A 22,797-nucleotide genomic window follows, 5' to 3' on the forward strand; every position below is an offset into this window, starting at 1 on the left:
AGTCACCCGTTTTCAAATTATCCGTCCCGCTCCGCGGCCCCCCGTATCGCCGCCGCGAGCCGATCGTAAAAGTCCGATTCGTACTTCGTCTCCTCGTCGATCGTCGGCCTGGCGTTCGTCTCGTTTATCACCAGTTTCTCGCCCGTCTCGAGGAGATCGACGCCGACGAACGGGATATCGAGTTCGGCAGCGACCGCTTCGGCGAGTTCGCGCCAGGGCTCCGGGAGGTCGACGCCGGTCGCTTCGGCACCGCGGTGGACGTTGTGCTTCCACTGCCCGTCGGCGACCGCGTCGTCGGGGAGTCGGCGTTCGACCGCGCCGACGTACTCGCCCTCGAGTACCATCACGCGGTAGTCGACGGCGTTCGGGAGGTACTCCTGCACGAGGAAGGATCGATCGCCGGTCGCCTTGTAGTCGTGAACCAGCGAGAGGTAGTCGCAAACGCCCAGAAACGAGTCCAAGTCGTGGACCTTCGCGACGCCGACGCCCCGCGTCGTCGAGTTCGGTTTGACCACGACCGGCGGCTCGAAGCGATCGAAGACGTCGGCCAGTTCGGCCTCGGAAACGTCGTTCGAAACGTAGACCGACTTCGGCACCGGCAAATCGGCCCGACCGAGTCGCGCTAGTACCTCGGCCTTGTTCCGCGAGGTCAATACCGTCTCGTGATCGTTAAGCCACGGGATCTCGAGCAGGGCGTCGGCGACCCCGCCCTCCATGAGCCGCCCCGGGTAAACGAAGCCGACGTCGTACTCGTCGGGCGACCACGGCGCGTCCGCCCCCAGCGGCACCACGCGTTCGCTCGGCGGCACGTGATGGACCTGTATCCCCCGTTCGGCCAGCGGCTCTCGCATCCGCTGGAACGTCTCCTGATCGTTCGCGACGGCGAGATTGATCATACGCGATACTCGGGAACAGACGGGCAAAAAGGTGCGCGAGACGAGCGATACGCGCCCTCGACTCGGCAGTCAGAAGCGCAGCTCGAGCGGGCGCGGGAGGCCCCGACTCGAGGGAAGAGCGGAAGCTATGCGACGATGCACTGCGAGTGAGCGCCGCAGACACGAACGGGGAGACGACGGCTACTGTCAACGAGTGACTAACGAGAATGAGCGAACGGAAGGTGGAGTGCTCGTAATCGAATAGTGCTCGAGCGCGCCGAAGGCGCACTCGAAGCGAAAAACGTCGTTCTACGCGATCAGCTTCTCTTCGCCCTTCTCGACGACGACACGACACGGCGGCGAGATCTTGTTGTAGGCGCGGCGCAGCGCGTCCTTGGCGAACTCGGCGTCGTCGACGTCACACCAGATGGTGAAGATCCGCTCGCCGGCGTCGATGCGGGCGGCGGTGCCGACGATCTTCCCGAACGCCTGGCGCATCCCGTCGGAGACACGGTCTGCCCCGGCACCGGTCGCCTGCTTGTTCTCCCGGATGACGTGGTGGGGGAACTTGCGCAGGATCATCTTGTAGTTGCCCTCACCGGCGTTTTTCAGCATGTGGCGATTTGCCGACAGACGCGATGCCTCGAGGCTCCCGTGGCGGAGCTGGACCTCCTCCTCGGTGACGAGGCTGATCTGGATCGGGTAATCCTCGGCGTTAGCCTGCAGGTCGCCCATCTTGTGCTGTGCGATCTTCGATCCCGGGATGCCGGTAATGTAATCGCGGCGGGTGTACGCCGGCTTACTGATCTCCCGGTACATGGAGGCTGGTTTGTCGGACATGGTGGTTACTTACGAAAACGGAAGCCCACCGGGCGGATAAAGGCTTCGAAGCGCCGCGTAGACGCACGGGGGCATCGAGGCGGTTCCGCGTCGAACTGTGAAGTCGGATTCGGATCCGAGACGGGACGGACGTCCGAGGCCGGTCTACGCCGAGATTGGGCCGGTCGACGCGTCGGACGCCTGATCGATGTCGGTCGTCACGTAGCCGGCGTCGGTCCGCTCGACCAGGCCTTCGCTCGACAGCGACTGGAGAACGCTCAGGATCGCCAGTTTGCGAAGCCGCAGTGCGTATTGGAGGTCGGTCGGCGTCGCACCGTCAGTCGCCGCGAGATAGAGGAAGACCAGCTTCGCCTGGTCGGAGCTGAGTTCGGTCGGAAGGCGCTCGATTTGATCGACGTCGCGGTTCGGTTTCATCACCATGCCAACAAGAACCACGAACGTCAGTATAAAGTTATGGGGTGGACGGCATATATTGACTAGCACATATTAAGATGTATATGTCTGTTAAAGGTCGGTCTTGACGATATCGGTGCGATTGCGCGGACAATCGGGATCAAACCGGTGACCAGTGATCGAACGGAGCGCCATACCGATGGCGGACGGACCGATCGGTTGGCGGAGGCGGCGGAGGTCTCCGCCTGGGACCGGCGACGGCCGACAATACAGTATCGTTTCGACGGCGTGTTTAAGGGTCCGCCGACGGAAGATACGTCTATGAGAAGTTTCCGGATCGGGTCCCTGTTCGGCATTCCGATCAAGCTCGACCTCACGTTCCTGCTGGTGCTTCCGCTGTTCGCGTACCTCATCGGAACGCAGATCGAGGAAGTCGCGGACCTACTGAACCAGGGCCTCGAAGCGGGAATCGAAGTGGGCGCTATCACCGGCGGACCGGTACCGTGGGTCCTCGGACTGGCCGCGGCGCTCGGACTGTTCGTCGGCGTCGTACTTCACGAGCTCGGCCACTCGCTGACGGCCCAGCGGTACGGGTTCCCGATTGACTCGATCACACTCTGGCTATTCGGCGGGATCGCCGCGTTCTCCGAGATGCCCGAAGACTGGCGCAAGGAACTCAATATCGCCATCGCCGGCCCGATCGTCAGCGTTCTGGTGGGCGTCGGTTCCTACGGTCTCTTCATGCTCGCGCCCGCGGTGCTCGGCGGCGCGTCGACGGAACTACTCAACGGGACGCGGTTCGTCCTCGGCTACCTCGCGGTGTTGAACGTCGCGCTCGCGGTCTTCAACATGATCCCCGCGTTCCCGATGGACGGCGGGCGGGTGCTGCGCGCGCTGCTGGCCCGCAGTAAGCCGTACGCGCGGGCGACTCAACAGGCCGCCAGCGTCGGCAAGCTGTTCGCGGTCTTTATGGGCCTGTTCGGACTCTTCGCGGTCAACATCATCCTCATCGGCGTCGCCTTCTTCGTCTTCATCGCCGCCTCGAGCGAGGCCCAGCAGGTGACGATGCGGGCCGCCTTCCAAGACGTCACCGTCGGCGACATCATGACGCCCGCAGCGGACCTCCACACCGTCGATCCCGACGCGACGGTCGAGAACCTGATCCAGCGGATGTTCTCCGAGCGCCACACGGGCTATCCGGTCATCGAAAGCGACTCGCTCGATGGCGAACGCCTCATCGGCCTGGTGACGCTAACCGACGCCCGCGAGGTCGACCCGGTCGAGCGCGAAGCGTACACCGTCGAGGACGTGATGACGAGCGATCTGGAGACGATCACGCCCGACTCGGACGCGATGACCGCGATCGAACGCATGCAGGAAAACGGCATCGGTCGCCTGCTCGTCGTCGAGGACAGCGATCTGGTCGGCCTGATTTCGCGGACCGACGTGATGACCGCCTTCGACATCGTCCAGCAGAGCGGTGCGGTCGCACCCGCACCTCGTCCCCGGTCAGCGGACTGACTGTAAGTTCCCCGCTCTTCGCTGCCGACAGCGAGTCCGCGCGGCGACCGCGAGCGAGAGTCGCCGACACGAGCGGCCAAATGACAAGGTAGTGTGCGCCTCGTTCCCGGTCGAAACGCCCGTCTGAAGTGCCGAGACCAACATTCTTAACCGCGACCGGAGCCGATGCTGGGGCGATGCCACCGGCCATCGAGACCGTCGATCTCGTGAAGGAGTACGGCGACTTGCGCGCCCTGCAGGAACTATCACTGACCGTCGAGGAGGGCGAGTTCTTCGGCCTGCTCGGTCCGAACGGCGCGGGGAAGACGACGTTCATCAACACCCTGGTCGGCCTGGTCCGCAAGACCGGCGGCGAGGCGCGGGTCTTCGGCTACGACGTCGAAGACGAGTACCGCCAGGCCCGTGACGCGATCGGACTCGCGCCCCAGGAGTTCAACGTCGACCGCTTCTTCCCGATCAAGGAAGTGCTGATGCACAAGGCCGGCTACCACGGCGTCCCCGAGGACGAGGCCGCCGAACGGGCCGACGAGGTCCTCAAACGCGTCGGCATCTACGACAAGCGCCACGAGCGCTTCGACTGGCTCTCCGGGGGGATGAAACGCCGCCTCCTGCTCGCCCGAGCCCTGGTGACCGACCCCGACCTGCTCATCTTGGACGAGCCGACTGCGGGGGTCGACGTCCAGTTGCGCCACGACCTCTGGGATTTGGTCACCGAACTCAACGAGGAGGGGACGACCATCCTGCTGACGACCCACTACATCGAGGAGGCCGAACGCCTCTGCGACCGCGTGGCGATCATGAACGAGGGCCGGAAGGTGACGGTCGCAACCCCCGACGAACTGAAACAGCGGGGGAGCGACACTATCGCGGTCCGGCTGGAATCATCACCGGCCACCACGCCCGAACTGGGCGCCTACGCGCACGAAACGACGGTCTCCGGCGACCGCCTCGAGGTTCGCGTCGACGACGGCGGCCCGACCGCGCCGCAGTTGCTCAACGACCTGGAGGCGGCCGGACACGAAATCGCCGATCTCGAGATCACCCGCACCTCGCTCGAGGAGATCTTCGTCGACCTGACCGAGCGTGAGGACCGGACGGTGACTCGGTCCGCTGCGCCGAGTTCGGACGACGGCGACCAGGCGGCGGCAAAACCCGAGCAGGAACGCGAGCGCGAGCGGGAACAGGAGGGGGTCGCCTGATGCTGTCGGTCGGCTTCCGCGCGCTCTTCCGGCGCGAAGTCCTGCGGTTCGTCCGCCGTCCGAAGAACACGTTCATGCCGCCGGCGATCACGAACGTACTCTACTTCGCCGTCTTCGGGGTGATCCTCGGCAACCGGATCGACGAGATCGCGGGCTTCCGGTACATCCTCTTCATCGTTCCCGGACTCATCGTCCTGGGCGCGATCTCGAACGCCTTCGAGAACGCCTCGTTCTCGATCTTCCACGGCCGGTGGAACGAGTACATCCACGAAACGCTGACCTCGCCGCTGTCCTACGTCGAAATGGTCGTCGCCTACGTCGGCGCCAGCGCGGTCCGCGGAATGATCGTCGGCGCCATCATCGCCGTCGTCGGCCGGCTGTTCGTGCCGATCGGTATCGAACACGGTCTGTTCCTCGTCGCCACGATGATCGTCATCACGGCGCTGTTCGCCGGGTTCGGGATCATCGGCGGGCTCATCGCCCGCGACTTCGACGATCTGACCGTGATGAACCAGTTCATCCTCCGCCCGCTGGTGTTCTTCGGCGCCGTCTTCTACTCCCTCGACACGTTCGAACACGCCTGGCAGATCCAGATCTCGCTGGTGAACCCGATGGTCTACATGGTCGACAGCGTCCGATACGGCCTGCTGGGCCACTCGGATCTGATCGCGGTCGGCGTCTTACCCGACCCCTACGCCACCTTCGCGCCGCTAGTCTCGCTCGGAGTACTCACGGCGAGTACCCTCCTCGTCCTGGCGATCGACGTCTACCTGTTCAAGATCGGCTACGGGCTGACGGACTGATCGCTGGTCCCGTTCCCGTCCGCAAACTCGCGAAAATGAAGCGTTCTGCGATCGCGTACTCACGCCGGTTGCGATGCGGTCGTCGAATCTCCTCGCAGTCAGGGTCGCTTACGCGAACAGCTGACGTGCGTCGTCGATGGCGTCGACCAACTTGTCGACCTCCGCTTTCGTGTTGTAGACGTAGAACGACGCGCGCGCCGACGCCGCCACGCCCAGCTTGTCGTGCAGCGGCTGCGTACAGTGGTCGCCCGCGCGGATCGCGACCGCGTGGTCGTTCATGATCGAGGCCAGGTCGTGGGCGTGGACGCTGTCGAGGTTGAAGCCGACCAGGCCGCCCCGCTCGGGACCGGGTTCGGGGCCGTAGACCTCGACGTCGGGTTCGGCCGCGAGCTGCTCGTAGGCGTAGCGGGCGATCTCCTCCTCGTGGGCCTGGATCCGCTCCATGCCGATGTCTTCGAGCCAGTCGATGGCGGCCGCGAGCCCGACGGCCTCGGCGATCTGGGGGGTGCCGGGTTCGAACTTCCAGGGGAGTTCGTCCCACGTGGAGTCCTCGAAAGTGACCTTGCGGATCATGCCGCCGCCGTAGAGGTATGGCTGCATCTCCTCGAGCAGGTGCGTTTTACCGTAGAGGACGCCGATGCCGGTGGGACCGGCCATCTTGTGGCCGGAGAAGGCGTAGAAGTCGGCGTCGATGGCTTCGACGTCGACGGGCCGGTTGGGGACGGCCTGAGCGCCGTCGATGAAGGCCAGGGCGTCGTGGTCGTGGGCGATATCGACCAGCTCGGAGACCGGGTTGACGGTGCCGAGCGTGTTCGAGACGTGGACCGCCGAGAGCATCGCGGTGTCGTCGGTGATGATCTCGCGGGCGTGGTCCATGTCGAGGCGGCCGTCCTCGTCGACGCGGATGTACTTGACGTCGGCGCCGGTTCGCTTGCCGATCTGCTGCCAGGTGACCAGCGAGGCGTGGTGTTCCATCTCCGTGAGGACAATCTCGTCGCCGGGCCCGAGCTCGGCGAGCCCCCACGAGTAGGCGACCAGGTTCTCGGCTTCGGTCGTGTTCTTCGTGAAGATCACTTCCTCGCGACCGCCGCTGGCGCCGATGAACTCGGCGACGTGGTCGTGGGCCTCCTCGTAGGCGATCGAGGCCTCCTGACTCAGGTGGTGGATTCCCCGGTGGACGTTCGCGTTGTACTCGCGGTAGTAGTCGCTCATCGCGTCGACGACCGGATCGGGGGTCTGGGTCGTCGCCGCGTTGTCGAGGTAGACGACCTGCTGGCCGTCGAACTCCCGTTGGAGGATGGGGAACTCCTCCCGGATCGCCCCGACGTCGAGCGACTCGAGATTCTGTTGACTCATTACTCCCTAGGAAGGAGCCCACACAAAACACTCCTTCGGTCCGGCGACGGCCCCTTTTTCCGCGATCGCGGCCGCGCGGTCAGATTTGCCGGATCGGCATTCGAGTCGGGGATCGCACCGACGCAAGCATAGCCTGGGGCATCCGCTACGGGACCCGTGATCGGCTCGTAATTCGTGGCCGAGCGATCGGTGCTCGAGAACGGAAAGGGGGTGGAGTGGGGAGTGGGGGTGGGGGAGGGGGTGGGGTGGGGTGGGGTGGGACGGGGTTCGGGGGGTAACGACAGGGGAAATCGGAAGTCGGTGATCTCGCCCTGGTGGGTGCCCCTGCCGCACTACCGGCTTGGACCCCATCGGAAATATCGATGTCCCCAAATAATTTTGGGAGACGGCTCGATCGAGATCGCGCGGTCCGCGACAACAGTGGATCGTCTGCCGCGCGGACGCTCGCGCGAGCGCGTCAAAACGAAGGGACCGGTCGCCGATCGTCACCCGTAGCGGTGTTCACCTGACACCACCGTATGGAACGGCTCGCAGTTTCCGACTGTGAGGTCGTGATCGGCGGCTTATGAACCCGGGCGTAGTAGCGCTACCGTGATGTCCGCGATCGAGACGTCCGGTCTGACGAAGGAGTACGGCAACCTCACCGCCGTCGACGATCTCGACCTGACCGTCGACGATGGCGAGGTGTTCGGCTTCCTCGGTCCCAACGGAGCGGGGAAGTCGACGACGATCAACATGTTACTGGACTTCGCGCGGCCGACCGCAGGGTCGGCGACGGTGCTCGGCTACGACGCCCAGGCCGCGGCCGACGAGATCAGTCCCCGCGTGGGCGTCCTCCCGGAAGGGTTCGACGTCTATCCCCGGCTATCGGGCCGCCGACACGTCGAATTCGCCGTGAAGACGAAAGACGCCGCCGACGATCCCGACCGCATCCTCGAGCGCGTCGGACTCTCGGCCGAAGACGGCGCGCGGCCGGCCGGTGACTACTCCAAGGGGATGCGCCAACGGCTCGCGACCGGCATCGCGCTGGTCGGCGATCCCGATCTGTTGATCATGGACGAACCCTCGACCGGGCTCGACCCCCACGGGATCCGAGAGATGCAGGAACTCGTCCGCAGCGAGGCCGAGCGCGGCACGACCGTCTTCTTCTCGAGTCATATCTTGGAGCACGTCGAAACCATCTGCGATCGCGTCGGTGTGCTGAACGAAGGGCGTCTCGTCGCCGTCGACACCATCGAAGGCCTGCGCGAGTCGATCGGCGGCGGCGCGACGATGACGCTCACCCTCGCGGACAGCGCCGACGGAGCCCGAGACGTGGCCGCGTCGGTCGAGGGGATCACGGACGTCGTCGCGTCCGGCCGTACCCTCGAGTGCTCGGTCACCGATCCGGCGGCGAAAGCCCGAGCCGTGACCGCGCTCGCGGACGCGGAAGCGAGGATTCGGGACGTGCGGATCGAGGAGGTTTCGCTCGAGTCGCTGTTCACGGCGCTGACCAACGGTGAGGAGTCCGGGACCGGACCACAAGCGGGTTCGATCGGGGCGACGGCGTCCGAGACGGGAACGGAAACGGGAGCGGGAGCAGGAACAGGAACGGGGGCGACTCGATGACCTCGCACATCCCCACCGTCGCCCGCAAGGAGTTCGACGACGCCGGCCGGTCGAAACTCCTCTGGGCGCTGATCGGCCTGCTCGTCGGACTGGTGACGATCGGCTACGTCGCGATCTGGTACACGGTCGACGACGTGACCGCCGCCGAGGTGCTCAGCTTCCTCGGAACACCGCTGCAGGTGATCCTCCCGATCGCCGCGCTGATCGCCGGCTACATGGCCGTCGTCGGGGAACGCCGCTCGGGTAGTATCAAACTCCTGCTCGGGCTCCCGCCGAACCGGACCGACATCGTCTTCGGCAAATTGCTGGGTCGAACGGCCGTCGTCGGCGTCGCCGTCGGGCTCGCTTTCCTCGTCTCGCTCGTCCTCGGGGCCGCCTTCTTCGGCGACGTTCCGTTCGTCGACTGGCTCGGCTTCGCCGCGGTCTCGCTGCTGTTCGGAACGACCTTCGTCGGCCTGGCCGTCGGCGTCTCGGCGGGCGTCGCAACTCGAGGCAAGTCGATGGCGCTCGTCGTCGGTCTGTACATGGTGTTCGTCGCGCTCTGGGAACTGCTGACCGCCGGCCCCTACTACCTCCTCTACGACGAGGAAGTGCCGGTCGAGCCCGAGACCTGGTACCTGGTGCTCGATCAGTTCAATCCGATCTTCGCGTACACGAACCTGGCGAGCAGCATCGTCGAGGGGTCGCTGATCCCCTTCCAGTTCCAGTACGGGCTGCAGTCGATGGAGGCTTACGGGCTGACGCCGGCCGAGCGCCACCCGGGCGACGCGCCGTTCTACCTGCAGGACTGGTTCGGCGTCGTCGTCCTGCTGGTCTGGTTCGCCGTGCCGGTCGCGATCGGCTACTATCGGTTCGAAAACGCGGACCTGTGACCGGGAGATCGTGCGACGGGGTTACTGCATGCGCAGCAACTGCGCGTGCAGCGTCGAGCCCACCTCGAGGACGTTCACCTCGTCGATGAACCCCTCTTCGACCGCGAGTTCGACGGCGCGCGTGCCGACGATGTTGGCGACGGTCGCCTGCGCCAAGCTCTCGATCACCGCGCGCTCGTCGACCTCCTCGCCGCCGTAGAACTCCTCGGTGACGGTCAGGGAGAGCTCGCCTTCCTCGAACGTCTCGCCGAGGACCTCCTCGTCGCAGACCGCGACGAGCAGCCCCTCCTGCGTCTGTCGCTCGTTGACGATCATCCGATTACTCGAGTTCCCACTCGCGGTCGCGCTCCTCCTCGCTGCCCGGATCGGTGATGTCGATGCCGAGATCGTCCAGGCCGATCCCGTCCCGGCCGCCCTGACGCTGTTGGCCGCGGCCGGCACCGGCACCCATACCGGGGCCGCCACCGGCGCCACCGGCACCGCCTGACGCCTGGCCGAACATCTCTTCGCGGTCGTCCATCATCTCGCGTTCGGCCTGCTCGCGCATCTCGTTTGCTTCCTCGGCGATCTCCTCGGCCTGGTCGTACTCGCCGAGTTCCTCCAAGATCTCGGCCTTCTCCTCGAGGACCTTCGCGTTGCGCAGGCCGAGCCGAATCGCGTTGTCGACGCAGTGGAGGGCCTCCTCGGACAGGCCGCGCTCGGAGAGGAAGAACGCGCGGTTGAACCAGGCCGCGGCGAACCGCTCGTCGATCTCGACGGCGCGCTCGGCGTGTTCTAAGGCCTGGGCGGTCTCGCCGAACTCCCAGAGCGCGTACGCGAGGTTCGTCTCAGCGGTCGCGGCGTGTTCGCTCTCGTCGTCGATCCGCAGCGCCTCGCGGTGGGCGCCGATGGCCTCGTCCCACTCCTCGAGTTCGGCGTGGGCGACCCCCTTGTTCACCCACGCTTCCTGTTCGAGCGTCTCGTCCTCGGCGAAGCGGGCGGTCCGCTCGAAGGCCTCGGTGGCTTGCTCGTAGCGGTTGATCTGCATGTAGTTCAGCCCGACGTCGAGCAACTCCGTGGCGTCGACGTCGTCTGTGGCGATGTTTTGCTCGTCGAGCGTGTCGGTGACGACGCGGGAGTCGATGGGGTCGACCTTCGAGGGGTCGACGGCCAGCTCCGGCGGGTCCAGGTCGAACTCCTCGTAGGGATCGTCGAATCCCTCGCCTTCGGAGAACCGATGGTCGCGATGATCACGGTCGCCGTCTCGGTCGGTCATTAGCGGAATGTGGTGGCGACGACTGTTAAGGGCTGCGACCCGATAATTGCGGTCAGCGAGGGTCTCAAGCCCGCCCGCCGAAGCGCCTGGTGAACGAGCGAAGCGACTGGGTCACCGATGCCGGGTGGGGCAGTCCGAGGCGGTACCGGAGCCGGTCCTGGCGTTTGAACGGCTCGAACACCGCCGGTTCCGAGAGCTCCCAGATCCGGGCGCGAGAGCGCCGACTTCCGCGTCGATCGAGAATCGCGTTCGCCGCGCGCCGCCCGGCCTCGTCGGCCGACTCCATCGAGGCCAGGTCGGTGTTCGTTCGCACGTAGTCGCCCGCCAGCGCGAGGTTCGGGACCGCGACGTCGGCCGGCGGCCGGTTGCGAAGCGAGCCGACGGTGTTGATCAGCAGCGGCGACCGGTTTTCGACCCCCTCGTCCGTCTCGACGATCGCCGGATCGAGGAACCAGTCGATGAGCAGCTCGTCCCGCAATCGTTCGCGTTCGTCGGCCTCGTTCAGGTGCGCTTTCAGCTGCGCCCAGATCTCCGCCGCGATCTCCTCGCGCGTACACGCCCGAGCCGGTTTATCATACAGAATTCCCGGTGTGTCCCAGTCCGAAGCGATCACCGAGAGGACGCCCTCGACCGCGTCGGGACCGCGGGCCGCGACGTCGTACTCGGTCCAGAATTGCCGCTGGGAGATCGACGTCAGCGCCCACGGCGCGTCGGCGTAGACCTGGTGGCCCCGCGTCAGGTCGATGTCCTCGGTGAGGTAGAACTGAATGCCGTTCATCCAGGCCGTGTCCAGTCGCTCGATGCGGCCCAGTTCCGGGGCGAGCCGACGCAGGTCCGACGTGACGAACGCGGGAGCGACGTCGACCGGCACGGCCAAGACGTACTCGTCGGCCCTGACGATCGTTCCATCGGCCAGTACGACGCCGGTGACGCGTCGCCCGTTCGTCTCGAGTCGCCGCGCGGGGGCGTTCGGTCGGAGCTCGACGCCGAGCGTCTCGAGGTGGCGAACCCACGGCTCGATCCAGGCCTCGCTGGTCGGCGCGTTCAGGACGCGCTCGGTCGGTCTGGTCGGATCGAGCTGCCCGAACAGCAACTGGAGGTAGACGGTGCCGATCGTCCGGGCGCTCCCGACCTGGGGACGAAGCGCGACGAGCGCCTGGGTGGTGGAGGCGAGCCGGTCGCGGAACGCCTGCGAGCGGTTCTCGGCGTCGATGAACTCCCACCAGGAGAGATCGTCGAGTTCACCCTCGCGTCGCTGCTCGCAGGCGGTCAGCAGGTACAGCAATCGTTCGAGAAGAAACCGGACGTCCGCGGCGGGCAGGTCCTCGGCGAACGCCGGGCGGAAGGCGTCGAGCCACCCGCGGATCGTGTCGGGGGTGCGCGTCTCGGCGATCCGGCCAGGCCCCGCGGTGCTCGCGACGAGCGTCGCCTCGGTCTCGACGAGGTTGTCCGCGACAGTGCCGGCGCCGTCGGGGATGCGGGCCATCGTATCGACGACGTGGCGGTAGAACGCCGGGAAGAACCGAAAGCCGTGTTCGCCGTGCAGCGGCGCCTGACCGTCCGAAATCGGCACCGACCTGGCTTTTCCACCGAACTGGTCGGTGGCCTCGAGGACCGTTACGTCAATCCCCCGCTCGGCGAGTTCGTGGGCCGCGGTAAGTCCCCCGACACCGCCGCCAATCACGGCAACGCCTGTCATGCTTCTACTCTGCGGGAGCCGAGGAAATAACGGGCACCCTCCCGACTGCCGGGTGATCGTCGGCCGCGTCAGTCACCGACCGCAGGAGTCCGGTCCGGGACCGAAACCGTCGGGACCAGGCGACCCGTCAGCGCTCCGACGACCGCCACCATTGAGTACGCTGGCGCCGAAGAGTCGCTCATGCGTCTGTTCGTCAGCGTCGATCTCCCCGACGACCTCGCACAACCGGTCGCCGACCTGCAAGACGAGTTCGCCGAGGCGAGCGGGCTCAACTTCACGAACCCCGAGCAGGCCCATATCACGATGAAGTTCCTCGGCGACGTTCGAAAGAGCGGAACTCTTTCGAGCCAATCAGAATCGCAAAGCGATTCTGATGACGTGGGCGAGGACCGCGTCGACGACCTCAAGCGCGAGCTGTCCGCCGCCGTCGCGGACGCGGGCGTCGACCCCTTCACCGTCCGCTACGGCGGGCTCGGTGTCTTCCCGAGTCTCGACTACATTAGCGTCGTCTGGCTGGGCGTCGAACGGGGCGGCGAGCAACTCACCAGGCTCCACGAATCCATCGAAGCGCGGACGACCGAGTTGGGCTTCGACCCCGAGGATCACGACTTCACGCCCCACGTCACCCTCGCGCGGATGGAACACGCCGGCGGGAAGGACCTGGTCCAGGACCTCGTCGAGGAGCGCGACCCGACGATCGGCGAGGCCCGCGTCGAAGAGGTGCGCCTGACCGAGAGCACCCTGACCGAAGACGGGCCGGTCTACTCGACGGTCGAGTCGTTCCCGCTGACGTGAGCGAGTCGAGCGGAGCCCGATCCGGTCCGTTCTCTGCCGTAACTGTCCGCGCAAACTGAACGTTAGCGCGTCTCTGGCGGATATAGTCAGGAAATACTGAACGGGGTATGATAGGCCGCTTCAGCGTAGCGTCCGCGAGACGATGGTCTCCGGGCATCCCGGACTCGGCGGCAACCGCGACCGCGACCAGGCGGCAAGCGCGAGCGCGAGCACTGCCACGACGTGGCGCGTCACGCGCCGGGAGGCTCTCGCCGCGCTCGGCGGCGCGGGCCTGGCGTCGGCGGTCGGCGCCCCGGACGCGACGACCGCTCGTGCCGACGCCGCCCGCCGTCGTCGCAACGTCGTCCGCGTGCGCATCTATCCCGGCGTCGTGCCGCTTCACGCGCGGCTGCGGTACGGGGTCGACGGGCTCGACGATCTGCGCGGCGCCTGGCCGGACCCGCTGGCGGACGCGATGGCCGCCGTCGAGAACGCGCTCGAGCAGGTGCTCACATACGCCCGCGAGCGCGGTCGGCTCGAGGCCCTCGAAATCCGCGTCGAACGCGGCGACCAAATTCGGTTTCCGGCCATGGAGATGCCGCTTTCGTCCGAGGCCGTGCTCCCGTCGCTCGAGACCCTCCTCGGCCGGTTTCGCGAGCGGTTGCGAGCGCGGGACGCGCTCACCGGCCGGACGAGTCACGTCCTTCTGCACTGGTCGCCGCTGAACTACCGCGTCGGCTACGGCGGGACGCTGTCGCCCCACTCCCTGGTCGGCGACGAGAGCGACGGGAGCGACGGCGACGCGCAGACGGTTGCGAACGTCGGCGCGACGGAGGTCTGGGACTCGCGGGCGGTGACGCGGAACGTGGCGATCCACGAGACGATCCACACGTTCCTCGCGGACGACGTCGTCGCCGAAATCGGCGACGCGGTCTGCGACCACGAACTCGGGACGGCCGTCCGGACCGACGACGACACCCTCCGGATCTCGCCGATCGCGACCGCCTACGCCGGCCCGGATCGGCTCGGCGGCGGGACCCGCTTTCAGGGCACCGGCTGCTACGACCGCGAGCGGTTCGTCCGTCACGACGGGGTCGACGGGATCAAAAACTGGACGTACACGACCGAGCTCAGCGAGGCGACCCGAGAGGGCGTCGCCCGGACGCTCGAGCGCCAGTTCGAGGCCTGAGAGCGAGGTTTCCGAGCGCCGTCTCGTCGCGATTTCGCGTCTCGCGGTTCGCGATCCGCGTCACCCCCTGCGAGATGGACAAGATTTTAAGCCACCGCGGGCTACGTTCGGCTACTATGGGTAAGAAATCGAAGGGCAAGAAGAAGCGACTTGCCAAACTCGAGAACCAGAACAGCCGCGTTCCGGCCTGGGTCATGATGAAGACGGACATGGAAGTCCAGCGGAACCCGAAGCGACGCAACTGGCGGCGCAACGACACTGACGAGTAACCATGAGTGCAAGTGATTTCGAGGAACGCGTCGTAACCGTTCCCCTGCGCGACGTCAAGAAGGGAGCCAACCACGAGGCCGCCGACCTCGCGATGCGGCTCACGCGCGAACACCTGGCGAAGCACTTCGCGGTCGACGAGGACGCCATCCGTCTGGACCCCTCGATCAACGAGGCAGTCTGGTCGAACGGACGCTCGAACCCGCCGCGAAAGCTTCGCGTCCGCGCGGCCCGCTTCGACGAGGACGGCGAAGCGGTCGTCGAAGCCGAGGTCGCCGACTAAACTTGCAACGCCTCGCCTTCGCCGGGTCGGCCTACGTCGGCGTCTTCGCCCGTGCGACCGACTCGTGCGTGCTCGTTCGCTCCGACGTCGACGACGACGTGGTTGCCGACCTGACCGACGAACTCGACGTGCCGGCGATCCAGACGACCGTCGGCGGCTCGTCGACGGTCGGCGCCCTCGCGACGGGCAACGAGAACGGACTGCTCGTCAGTTCGCGAGTCCTCGAGTACGAGCGCGAAACCCTCGAGGAACAAGTCGACGTCCCCGTCGCCGAGCTGCCGGGCAGTATCAACGCCGCCGGGAACGTCGTCCTCGCGAACGACTACGGGGCTTACGTCCATCCCGACCTGCCCCACGAGGCGATCCAGATCGTCAAGGACACGCTCGATGTTCCGGTCGAACGCGGCGACCTCGCGGGCGTCCGGACCGTCGGGACGGCCGCCGTCGCGAACAACACGGGCGTGCTCTGTCATCCCAAGGCCACCGACGAGGAACTCGACGTCCTCGAGGCGGCCTTAGACGTCCGGGCCGACGTCGGAACGATCAACTACGGGGCGCCGCTCGTCGGCTCCGGTCTCGTCGCGAACGAGGCCGGGTACGTCGTCGGCGAGGACACGACCGGACCGGAACTGGGCCGGATCGAGGACGCGCTCGGCTACATCGACTGACCGCCGACCGCCTGGCGAGTCGCCCAGCCGAACGCGAACGCTCGGTTCTCCGACTTCCGATTCCCGACCCCCGATTCTCGATTCTGGCGGCTCCGGCCGCAACGACAGGTACTCGACAGCGGAGACGCTACGCGTGGGTTCGCAGGATCCGTTTCTCGTGGCCGGTCGTCTGCGCCCCGTGATCGACGGCCGATATCGAACGGGGTCCCGCTACCGCCGCTCGAACTCGTGTCGCACGACCTCGCTGTCGTCGTCCCACTCGAAGTTCTCGTGGACACGCTCGAGCAGCCGCTCGTAGGCCTCGAGATTCGCCAGCCCCTCGGCTCGCGCGTCCTCGTCGGTCAACTCTCCGAGCGTGCGCTCCCGGACAGTCGTCACCTCGAAGGTTGTTCCGTCGATCGCGAACGTATCGCCCGGGTCGGCGTAGCGGTGGCCGCGGTGGATCTGCGTCACCTCGCCGTCGACGGCCTGATTTCGCATTCGCTCGCTCGGTAGCAGGTCGCTCGAATCGAGTTCGCTCATACCCGTGTGTTCGGCCTGGGTCGGGAAAATCTTCACCGATACCCACAGCCACCGCGCCCGCGGGTCGGCCAGGCGGCGCGAGCGGGTCGATCGAGGTGGCCGATCGAGCGACGGCCGTCGCATGGGAAGGGAAGATTCTTCCGACTGGTCGCCGGAGGCATTGGTATGAGTCAATTTACGGTCAGTGGTCGCTTCAAGAGCCGCGACGGGTTTGCGGAGTTCGAGACGACCATCGACGCAGAAAACGAAAACGTCGCTCGTGAGCACGCGCTCTCCCAGCTCGGGAGCCAGCACGGGCTGAAGCGGACCGAAATTGAACTCGAGGAGGTTTCTCAATAATGAGTCAACAGCAACTTCAGCAGCTCTCCCAGGAACTGCAAGAGATCGAACAGCAGATCGAAGCGCTACAGACGGACGTCGAGTCCACCCAGCAGGAGAAGACCGAAGTCGACGAGGCCATCGAGGCGCTCGAGACGCTCGAGACCGACTCGACCGTGCAGATGCCCCTCGGCGGCGGCGCGTACCTCCGTACGACGATCGAGAACATCGACGAAGTGATCGTCGAACTCGGCGCCGACTACGCCGCGGAGTTCGAGGAGGACGACGCCGTCAACGCCCTCGAGAACAAGAAGGACCGGCTCGACGACCGCATCGACGAACTCAACGAGGAGATCGCCGAGCTCGAAACCGAGAGCGACGAGCTCGAGCAGCAGGCCCAGCAGCTTCAGCAGCAGGCGATGCAACAGCAGATGCAGGGGCTCGGCCAGGGCCAGCAGGAACCCGACGAGTAACGCGGCTGCGGTACGTATCCGATACGCATGTTCGATAATTTGAAGAAGAAGCTCGGAAGCTTCCGCGAAGACGCCGAAGAGGCCGCCGAAGAGAAGGCCGAAGCGGTCGACGAGGAAGAACTCGAAGACGAGGAACTCGAGGACGTCTCTCCCGAGGCGGAGACGGCGGATGCGGAAGCGACCGATACTACCCCCGAAACGGGGGCTGTCGAGCCGTCCGGATCGTCCGAATCGTCCGAGACGGCGGCCGCGTCGACGGCCGAGTCCGGAGTGGAGCCGGAGACGGACCCGAAAACGACGGAAGCGTCGGAAGGGGCCGCCGCGACGCAGGCCGCCGAGTCCGCGGGACAAGCGCCGGCGGACGAATCCGAACCGGACTTCCTCGGCGGCGCCGACGAATCCGAACCGGAACCGGACGAGGCTCCCGACGAAGCGACGACCGATCCGGAAGCGGTCGACGAGGAGACGGACGGCGCGGACGACGAGGCCGAAGCGGCCGAAGCGGCGGACGCCGACGATAACTCGACCGGCTTCGGCGCCAAGGCCAAGTCCCTCGTCAAGGGGAAGTTCGTCATCGAGGAGGAGGACCTCGAGGATCCGCTGCACGAACTCGAGATGGCCCTGCTCTCGAGCGACGTCGAGATGGGCGTCGCCGAAGAGATCCTCGACAACATCCGCAACGAACTGGTCGGCGAGACGCGGACCTTCACGACCTCGACCGGCGAGGTCGTCGAGGAGGCCCTCCGCGACGCGATCTACGACGTAATCAGCGTCGGGCAGTTCGACTTTAACGAGCGGATCGCCATCGAGGACAAGCCCGTCACAATCGTCTTCACCGGCGTCAACGGCGTGGGGAAGACGACCTCGATCGCCAAGCTGAGCCGCTACTTCGAGGAGCACGGCTACTCGACGGTCATGGCCAACGGCGACACCTACCGCGCCGGCGCTAACGAGCAGATCCAGGAACACGCCGACGCGCTGGGCACGAAGTGCATCAGCCACCAGCAGGGCGGCGATCCTGCCGCGGTGCTGTACGACGCCGTCGAGTACGCCGAGGCCAACGACATCGACGTCGTCCTCGGCGATACGGCAGGTCGACTTCACACCGACGAAGGACTGATGGATCAACTCGCGAAGATCGACCGCGTCGTCGACCCCGATATGACGCTGTTCGTCGACGAAGCGGTTGCCGGCCAGGACGCGGTCAACCGCGCCCGCGAGTTCAACGAGGCCGCCGAGGTCGACGGTGCGATCCTGACGAAGGCGGACGCCGACTCCAACGGCGGGGCCGCGATCTCGATCGCCCACGTCACCGGGAAACCGATCCTGTTCCTCGGCGTCGGACAGGGCTACGACGACATAGAACGATTCGATCCCGACGAGATGGTCGATCGGTTGCTCGACGACGAGGAGTAGCGATCACGCCGCTCCCGAGCGGTAGTTCGAGGCGGTACCGTCAGTCGACCACCATTTCAGAAGACACTTATTTTACGTCTGAAAGGTTAGTGTATGAGCCGTCCTCGTTCTCGGCGTGCCCTCCTCGCGTCGGTCGCGACGACCGCGGCGGCCACGACCGGCGGATTCGAGTATCCCGCTGGCGGGACGAGCAGATCGTCGCTCCGTTTCGAAATCGTTCCCGCGGACCGGTACGAGTGCGATGCCGTCGACCGACCGGAACCGGAACCGACAGCCGATGACGATGCGCTCGACCCACAGGCGTACCCGGCACCGCCGTCGGCGACCGGGACCGACGAGAATCGCACGCCGTCGGCCTGGTCATCGTCGGCACCGTCGCCATCACCAGGCGCATCGTCGTCGTCGCCGACGACCGTCAGCCAGTACGTCGTCGACTTCGAGCGAGCGTATCGGCAGAACGCCTTTCTCGTCCGGTTCGGATCGATGGCCGGGACCGTCGACCTTCGGCTCACGGACCGTCGGCTCTCGACAGTCACCACCGGGGACGAGAGAACCGCCGTTCTGGTCGCACTCTGTTACGATCTGACGACCGGGACGCGACAGTCGGCGCCGACGACCGAGTGGGACATCCGCGTCACCTACTACGTCGACGAACGCATCGTCCTCCGGGCCCAGTACGACGGGCTCGCACAGGAGCCGGCGTTCGATCCCGACCCCCGGACACAGGGTGAGCTCGTCGCCTGTTTCGAGTGAACGGGCGCAGAGATACCGATCGACAGGCCACACTGTATCGGTATCATTTGCCGCCATCCACGACGCGGTCGGGAAGCGAATCGTTCTCATTCGGCGCATTCCGTCGTGGGACCGGTGGTCTCCGATCATCCCTGTCACCAGTAGCCGAACAATGGGGCAATATTTACTGGTGAAAACGACCCTCGTCATGATTCGCCGAGTTACGGAGGGGTATACGTATGGGATGACATTACCCGCTCAACAATGATCCTTCAAGACAGTACGACGATCCGAGAGCCGACCGGCACCGCTCGGCGGTGGTGGTTCGCGTGAACACAGTCGAGCAACACAAACAGGAGAAACATCCCCTCGACGTCGTCGAGGACGTCTACGACTACGCCGACGAGCAGCTGAGCTTCGAGGAGATCGAAGAGCGCGCCGGCGGCGGCGAGTGGGAACGCCTGAAGTGGGCCGGCATGTACGCCCAGAAGCAGGAGGGCTACTTCATGATCCGGACCAAGGTCCCGGGCGGCTATCTGACGCCCGAGCAGGCCGAGGTCATCGGCGAGTGCGCCACCGACTACGCCGTCGCCCCCGAGGAGTACGGCGGCGAAGAGCAGAACGATCTCTGGGGAGACGCCTTCCTCGATATTACGACCCGCCAGGACATCCAGAAACACTGGGTCGAGGTCGAGGACATCCCCGAGATGTGGGAGCGCTACGACGAGGTCGGCCTGACGACGGTCCAGGGCTGCGGTGACTCGGCCCGGAACGTCCTCGGATGCCCCGCGGCCGGCCTCGACGACCACGAGTGTTTCAACGCGCAGCCGGTCATCGAAGCCGTCTCCGACTACTTCACCGAGAACCGCGAGTACGCCAACCTCCCGCGGAAGTTCAAGATCACGATCACGGGCTGTCGCCACGACTGCGCGCAGTCCCAGATCAACGACGTCGGGCTCGTCCCGGCGAAGAAGGTGGTCGGCGTCTCCGGCTCCGCCGGAGACTCGTCGGACGAGTCCGACGGTGGTCAGCAGCTCTACGGGTTCCACGTCCGCGTCGGCGGCGGCCTCTCCGACGGCCCGCGGATGGGCTCGCAGCTCGATGTCTTCGTCAAACCCGAGGACGCCGTCGAGGTCTGCCGCGCCATCGCCCAGACGTTCAAGGAACTGGGCGACCGCAACAACCGCGGCGTCTGCCGGATGCGCTACCTCGTCGAGCAGATGGGCCCCGAGAAATTCGAGGAAGCGGTCCGTGACCGCTGTACCGTCGACCTGCCCGAGAGCGGCCAGGACCTGACCGTCGGCTACCAGGGCGACCACGTTGGCGTCCACGACCAGAAGCAGAACGGCCTGAAGTACGTCGGCTTCAACGTCATCGCCGGCCGCATGGGCGGCGACGAGTTCGCCGCGGCCGCCCGCGCGGCGAAGAAGTACGGCACCGAGGACGCCTCGATCCGCCTGGCGACCGATCAAAACTTCCTGATCACCCACATCCCCGAGGAGAACGTCGACGACCTCCTCGCGGAACCGTTCGCCCAGGAGTACAGCCCCGATCCGGGGCCGTTCTCCCGGGGTGCGGTCGGCTGTACGGGCAACGAGTTCTGTAACTACGCCATCATCGAGACGAAAAAGCGCACCAAGCGCTGGGCCCGCGAACTCGACGATCGCATCGACGTGCCCGACGACATCGAGGCCATCCGGATGCACATGTCCGGCTGCTCGGCCTCCTGCGCCCAGCCCCAGATCGCCGATATCGGCTTCCGCGGTGAGACTGTCAAACTTGAGGACGGCGAGGCGCAACGCGCCTCGGATGCGAGCGGGCAACGCCCGCAAGCGGAGAACAGCACCAACGCCGAGGGTGACAATATCGTCGAGGGCATGGACTTCGGCCTCGGCGGCTCGCTGGGTGCGGACAACGAGTTCTTGGACTGGGTCGAGAACGCCGTTCCCGCCGACGCCGTGATCCCGGCGCTCGAACAGCTGTTCGAGGCCTACGCCGAGGACCGCGAGGACGGCGAGAAGTTCTACCAGTGGTGTCGCCGCGTCGACAACGACCGGCTGCGGACGGTCATGCAACGGGCCGAGGCCCCCGTTTCGCGAGGTGTTGCCCATGGGGACTGACGGCGACGAGCGCGACGAGCGCGCGTTCCCGCACGTTCCTGACTCCGATGACGATGACGACGCCGTCATCGTCCCCGATGCGGGCAGCGAGGCGCCGCGGTCGCGCGACGGGACGGACCACGCCCGAGAGGGTGCGATCCGCACCGACGGCGGTAGCGGGGACGGCTGCTCGCCCGATACCTGCACCTGCGGCGAGAAAACGCAGGCGACGCCGGACGCGGACCACCGCGTCGCCACCGACGGCGCCGGCGTCGCCAACGTCGACGAGCAGGGCGAACTCGGCGACATTGAGTTCACCGAGCCCGCGGAGGGCGTCAGTCAGGACGTCTACGACGACGCGCCGGACACTCGCGTCGGCATCCCGGAGGGCGTCGACCTCGACACGCCGGAGTACTCCATCCGGTCGCAGATGAACGACATCGAGACGCCAGACGAGAAGACCTGGTTCATGGAACTGGACGAGGCCGTCATCGACGAGGGTCGGTGCATTCAGTGCGGGACTTGCGTCGCCGCCTGTCCCTCGGACTCGATCGGCGTCGGCGACGACGGGCACCCGAAGCTCGTCAAGATGTGTACCGGCTGTTCGATGTGTTGGGACTTCTGTCCCCGCGGCGGCCTCCGGTACGAGCGCCAGTGGAAGATCACCGGCGGCGAGGACAACGTCAAGGGCGCCGGCGACCCGATCACGGAGTTCTCCGCGAAGGTCGACGACGACTGGACCGACGGCGCCCAGGACGGCGGCGTCGTCACGGGCGTCCTCGCGACGCTGCTCGAGGAAGGCGAGATCGACGGCGCGCTCATCGCGACCGAGAGCGACGAGGAACCCTGGAAGGCCGAGAGCTTCCTCGCGACGACCGAGGAGGAACTCATCGAGAACGCCGGCACCGTCTACAACCAGACGCTCGCGCTGGGTAACCTCGACCTGAAGCAGTGGGAGCACAAGCTCCCCGACGAAGACTGGGACGACATCTCGCTGGCCCTGGTCGGCACGCCCTGCGAGATCGAGGGCGTCCGCGCCCTGCAGGACTTCGAGTGGGACTACCAGGCCCAGAACGAGGGCATCCGGGCGGTCGACTACACGATCTCCCTGATGTGTACGAAGAACTTCAACTACTACAGCCTCATGGGCGAGCAACTCGAGGAGAAGCGGAACATCTCGCCGGCCGAGATCGGCAAGATGGACGTCCTCCACGGCAAGATGATGGTCTACGACCACGACGGGGAGATGATCTTAGAGGAGGACGTCGAGAACTTCCACGACGCCGCCCTCAAGGGCTGTGACGAGTGCGCCGACTTCACCGGCTTCTGTTCGGACATCACGGTCGGCTCCGTCGGCTCTTCCGACGAGTACTCCAGCGTCATCATCCGCACCGAACAGGGGATGAATGCCTGGGAGCTGACCGAACCCAAACTCGACTACCACGACTTAGAGGACCGCTCGGCGATCGGCAAGCTCCAGGGCTGGGATAAGAAGAAGGCCTTCGAGAGCCTCGAACGGCCCTTCGACCCCGACGCGCCGCGCTTTATCGACTATACCGACCACGCCGAGAACTACGGCACCGCGATGAACCCCCACGATCAGGGGCACTGAGGTCGGCAATAGTCACGCCGCTC

24 protein-coding genes are annotated in these 22,797 nt (G+C 66.0%); 16 read left to right on the forward strand and 8 right to left on the reverse strand.

The features are described 5' to 3' along the window. Positions 1–17: 17 nt before the first annotated feature. From BMY29_RS16015 to BMY29_RS16025, 3 genes are all read right to left on the reverse strand, one after another. A complete protein-coding gene (locus tag BMY29_RS16015) occupies positions 18–896 on the reverse strand; it encodes an ATP-grasp domain-containing protein (RefSeq protein WP_049992180.1) in 879 nt (292 codons plus the stop codon). A gap of 288 nt (positions 897–1,184) precedes the next feature. Further along, positions 1,185–1,715, reverse strand: a complete 531-nt coding sequence (locus BMY29_RS16020; RefSeq protein WP_049992179.1) for a 50S ribosomal protein L16 — start codon at positions 1,713–1,715, stop codon at positions 1,185–1,187. Positions 1,716–1,859: 144 nt separating this feature from the next. Then, positions 1,860–2,135, reverse strand: coding sequence for a MarR family transcriptional regulator (locus tag BMY29_RS16025; RefSeq protein WP_173424955.1), 276 nt, complete (start codon positions 2,133–2,135; stop codon positions 1,860–1,862). 294 nt (positions 2,136–2,429) lie between these two features. Here BMY29_RS16025 and BMY29_RS16030 point away from each other — a divergent pair, with 294 nt between their 5' ends. The 3 genes from BMY29_RS16030 (at position 2,430) to BMY29_RS16040 (ending at position 5,631) form a co-directional block, all read left to right on the forward strand. Next, a complete protein-coding gene (locus BMY29_RS16030; protein ID WP_049992178.1) occupies positions 2,430–3,629 on the forward strand; it encodes a CBS domain-containing protein in 1,200 nt (399 codons plus the stop codon). 176 nt (positions 3,630–3,805) lie between these two features. Beyond that, positions 3,806–4,828: an ABC transporter ATP-binding protein gene (locus tag BMY29_RS16035; RefSeq protein WP_049992177.1), complete on the forward strand. Its 1,023-nt coding sequence runs from the start codon at positions 3,806–3,808 to the stop codon at positions 4,826–4,828. Then, positions 4,828–5,631, forward strand: coding sequence for an ABC transporter permease (locus BMY29_RS16040; protein WP_049992176.1), 804 nt, complete (start codon positions 4,828–4,830; stop codon positions 5,629–5,631). Before BMY29_RS16035 ends, BMY29_RS16040 begins: the two co-directional genes overlap by 1 nt. A 108-nt stretch (positions 5,632–5,739) precedes the next feature. On the opposite strand, the gene BMY29_RS16045 is transcribed toward BMY29_RS16040, so the two are convergent. After that, positions 5,740–6,987 (reverse strand): aminotransferase class V-fold PLP-dependent enzyme, encoded by a 1,248-nt coding sequence (locus tag BMY29_RS16045; RefSeq protein ID WP_049992175.1) that lies wholly within the window; start codon positions 6,985–6,987, stop codon positions 5,740–5,742. 594 nt (positions 6,988–7,581) lie between these two features. Between BMY29_RS16045 and BMY29_RS16055 the strand changes: the two genes are divergently transcribed. Both BMY29_RS16055 and BMY29_RS16060 read left to right on the forward strand, forming a co-directional pair. Then, entirely contained in the window at positions 7,582–8,595 is a 1,014-nt protein-coding gene (locus BMY29_RS16055; protein ID WP_049989995.1) for an ABC transporter ATP-binding protein, read from the forward strand. Then, positions 8,592–9,467: an ABC transporter permease gene (locus tag BMY29_RS16060; protein ID WP_049989996.1), complete on the forward strand. Its 876-nt coding sequence runs from the start codon at positions 8,592–8,594 to the stop codon at positions 9,465–9,467. The genes BMY29_RS16055 and BMY29_RS16060 overlap by 4 nt, the downstream gene beginning before the upstream one ends. A 21-nt stretch (positions 9,468–9,488) precedes the next feature. On the opposite strand, the gene BMY29_RS16065 is transcribed toward BMY29_RS16060, so the two are convergent. The 3 genes from BMY29_RS16065 to BMY29_RS16075 form a co-directional block, all read right to left on the reverse strand. Beyond that, complete coding sequence (locus tag BMY29_RS16065) at positions 9,489–9,782, reverse strand: DUF424 domain-containing protein (protein ID WP_049989997.1); 294 nt, start codon at positions 9,780–9,782, stop codon at positions 9,489–9,491. 4 nt (positions 9,783–9,786) lie between these two features. After that, a complete protein-coding gene (locus BMY29_RS16070; RefSeq protein ID WP_049989998.1) occupies positions 9,787–10,722 on the reverse strand; it encodes a tetratricopeptide repeat protein in 936 nt (311 codons plus the stop codon). 64 nt (positions 10,723–10,786) lie between these two features. Further along, the gene (locus tag BMY29_RS16075) at positions 10,787–12,421 is read right to left on the reverse strand and encodes a hydroxysqualene dehydroxylase (protein ID WP_049989999.1); all 1,635 of its coding nucleotides are present in this window, start codon (positions 12,419–12,421) and stop codon (positions 10,787–10,789) included. 180 nt (positions 12,422–12,601) lie between these two features. On the opposite strand from BMY29_RS16075, the gene thpR reads away from it, so the two are divergent. From thpR to BMY29_RS16100, 5 genes are all read left to right on the forward strand, one after another. Then, positions 12,602–13,216, forward strand: a complete 615-nt coding sequence (thpR, locus tag BMY29_RS16080; protein ID WP_049990000.1) for an RNA 2',3'-cyclic phosphodiesterase — start codon at positions 12,602–12,604, stop codon at positions 13,214–13,216. Between the two features lie 142 nt (positions 13,217–13,358). Next, entirely contained in the window at positions 13,359–14,384 is a 1,026-nt protein-coding gene (locus tag BMY29_RS16085) for a hypothetical protein (protein ID WP_081985452.1), read from the forward strand. A gap of 116 nt (positions 14,385–14,500) precedes the next feature. Next, complete coding sequence (locus BMY29_RS16090; RefSeq protein ID WP_004267621.1) at positions 14,501–14,653, forward strand: 50S ribosomal protein L39e; 153 nt, start codon at positions 14,501–14,503, stop codon at positions 14,651–14,653. A gap of 2 nt (positions 14,654–14,655) precedes the next feature. Further along, the gene (locus BMY29_RS16095) at positions 14,656–14,934 is read left to right on the forward strand and encodes a 50S ribosomal protein L31e (protein ID WP_049990001.1); all 279 of its coding nucleotides are present in this window, start codon (positions 14,656–14,658) and stop codon (positions 14,932–14,934) included. A 2-nt stretch (positions 14,935–14,936) separates the two neighbouring features. Further along, entirely contained in the window at positions 14,937–15,602 is a 666-nt protein-coding gene (locus BMY29_RS16100) for a translation initiation factor IF-6 (RefSeq protein ID WP_049990002.1), read from the forward strand. Between the two features lie 210 nt (positions 15,603–15,812). Here the strand turns inward: BMY29_RS16100 and BMY29_RS16105 are convergent, their stop codons facing one another. After that, positions 15,813–16,124: an ASCH domain-containing protein gene (locus BMY29_RS16105; RefSeq protein ID WP_049990003.1), complete on the reverse strand. Its 312-nt coding sequence runs from the start codon at positions 16,122–16,124 to the stop codon at positions 15,813–15,815. Positions 16,125–16,289: 165 nt separating this feature from the next. On the opposite strand from BMY29_RS16105, the gene rpl18a reads away from it, so the two are divergent. The 6 genes from rpl18a to BMY29_RS16135 all read left to right on the forward strand — a co-directional run bounded on the left by rpl18a (position 16,290) and on the right by BMY29_RS16135 (position 22,774). Beyond that, positions 16,290–16,463: a 50S ribosomal protein L18Ae gene (gene rpl18a, locus BMY29_RS16110; RefSeq protein WP_049990004.1), complete on the forward strand. Its 174-nt coding sequence runs from the start codon at positions 16,290–16,292 to the stop codon at positions 16,461–16,463. Beyond that, positions 16,463–16,915 carry a prefoldin subunit alpha gene (pfdA, locus tag BMY29_RS16115; protein ID WP_049990005.1) on the forward strand — a complete coding sequence of 151 codons (453 nt, stop codon included), beginning with the start codon at positions 16,463–16,465 and terminating at the stop codon, positions 16,913–16,915. The genes rpl18a and pfdA overlap by 1 nt, the downstream gene beginning before the upstream one ends. A gap of 27 nt (positions 16,916–16,942) precedes the next feature. Beyond that, positions 16,943–18,331, forward strand: a complete 1,389-nt coding sequence (gene ftsY / locus BMY29_RS16120) for a signal recognition particle-docking protein FtsY (RefSeq protein WP_049990006.1) — start codon at positions 16,943–16,945, stop codon at positions 18,329–18,331. Between the two features lie 93 nt (positions 18,332–18,424). After that, the gene (locus BMY29_RS16125; protein WP_049990007.1) at positions 18,425–19,084 is read left to right on the forward strand and encodes a hypothetical protein; all 660 of its coding nucleotides are present in this window, start codon (positions 18,425–18,427) and stop codon (positions 19,082–19,084) included. A 308-nt stretch (positions 19,085–19,392) separates the two neighbouring features. Beyond that, positions 19,393–21,183 carry a nitrite/sulfite reductase gene (locus tag BMY29_RS16130; protein WP_049990091.1) on the forward strand — a complete coding sequence of 597 codons (1,791 nt, stop codon included), beginning with the start codon at positions 19,393–19,395 and terminating at the stop codon, positions 21,181–21,183. Then, on the forward strand, positions 21,173–22,774 hold the full coding sequence (locus BMY29_RS16135; RefSeq protein ID WP_049990008.1) for a Coenzyme F420 hydrogenase/dehydrogenase, beta subunit C-terminal domain: 1,602 nt from the start codon (positions 21,173–21,175) through the stop codon (positions 22,772–22,774). Before BMY29_RS16130 ends, BMY29_RS16135 begins: the two co-directional genes overlap by 11 nt. The last annotated feature ends 23 nt before the right edge of the window (positions 22,775–22,797 follow it).

Source organism: Natrinema salifodinae (assembly GCF_900110455.1).
Lineage (GTDB): Archaea > Halobacteriota > Halobacteria > Halobacteriales > Natrialbaceae > Natrinema > Natrinema salifodinae.

Coding starts and splice junctions, on each gene's coding strand:
- BMY29_RS16015 (WP_049992180.1), bottom strand. CDS start 896: ATGATCAATCTCGCCGTCGCGAACGATCAGGAGACGTTCCAGCGGATG.
- BMY29_RS16020 (WP_049992179.1), bottom strand. CDS start 1,715: ATGTCCGACAAACCAGCCTCCATGTACCGGGAGATCAGTAAGCCGGCG.
- BMY29_RS16025 (WP_173424955.1), bottom strand. CDS start 2,135: ATGGTGATGAAACCGAACCGCGACGTCGATCAAATCGAGCGCCTTCCG.
- BMY29_RS16030 (WP_049992178.1), top strand. CDS start 2,430: ATGAGAAGTTTCCGGATCGGGTCCCTGTTCGGCATTCCGATCAAGCTC.
- BMY29_RS16035 (WP_049992177.1), top strand. CDS start 3,806: ATGCCACCGGCCATCGAGACCGTCGATCTCGTGAAGGAGTACGGCGAC.
- BMY29_RS16040 (WP_049992176.1), top strand. CDS start 4,828: ATGCTGTCGGTCGGCTTCCGCGCGCTCTTCCGGCGCGAAGTCCTGCGG.
- BMY29_RS16045 (WP_049992175.1), bottom strand. CDS start 6,987: ATGAGTCAACAGAATCTCGAGTCGCTCGACGTCGGGGCGATCCGGGAG.
- BMY29_RS16055 (WP_049989995.1), top strand. CDS start 7,582: ATGTCCGCGATCGAGACGTCCGGTCTGACGAAGGAGTACGGCAACCTC.
- BMY29_RS16060 (WP_049989996.1), top strand. CDS start 8,592: ATGACCTCGCACATCCCCACCGTCGCCCGCAAGGAGTTCGACGACGCC.
- BMY29_RS16065 (WP_049989997.1), bottom strand. CDS start 9,782: ATGATCGTCAACGAGCGACAGACGCAGGAGGGGCTGCTCGTCGCGGTC.
- BMY29_RS16070 (WP_049989998.1), bottom strand. CDS start 10,722: ATGACCGACCGAGACGGCGACCGTGATCATCGCGACCATCGGTTCTCC.
- BMY29_RS16075 (WP_049989999.1), bottom strand. CDS start 12,421: ATGACAGGCGTTGCCGTGATTGGCGGCGGTGTCGGGGGACTTACCGCG.
- thpR (WP_049990000.1), top strand. CDS start 12,602: ATGCGTCTGTTCGTCAGCGTCGATCTCCCCGACGACCTCGCACAACCG.
- BMY29_RS16085 (WP_081985452.1), top strand. CDS start 13,359: ATGGTCTCCGGGCATCCCGGACTCGGCGGCAACCGCGACCGCGACCAG.
- BMY29_RS16090 (WP_004267621.1), top strand. CDS start 14,501: ATGGGTAAGAAATCGAAGGGCAAGAAGAAGCGACTTGCCAAACTCGAG.
- BMY29_RS16095 (WP_049990001.1), top strand. CDS start 14,656: ATGAGTGCAAGTGATTTCGAGGAACGCGTCGTAACCGTTCCCCTGCGC.
- BMY29_RS16105 (WP_049990003.1), bottom strand. CDS start 16,124: ATGAGCGAACTCGATTCGAGCGACCTGCTACCGAGCGAGCGAATGCGA.
- rpl18a (WP_049990004.1), top strand. CDS start 16,290: ATGAGTCAATTTACGGTCAGTGGTCGCTTCAAGAGCCGCGACGGGTTT.
- pfdA (WP_049990005.1), top strand. CDS start 16,463: ATGAGTCAACAGCAACTTCAGCAGCTCTCCCAGGAACTGCAAGAGATC.
- ftsY (WP_049990006.1), top strand. CDS start 16,943: ATGTTCGATAATTTGAAGAAGAAGCTCGGAAGCTTCCGCGAAGACGCC.
- BMY29_RS16125 (WP_049990007.1), top strand. CDS start 18,425: ATGAGCCGTCCTCGTTCTCGGCGTGCCCTCCTCGCGTCGGTCGCGACG.
- BMY29_RS16135 (WP_049990008.1), top strand. CDS start 21,173: ATGGGGACTGACGGCGACGAGCGCGACGAGCGCGCGTTCCCGCACGTT.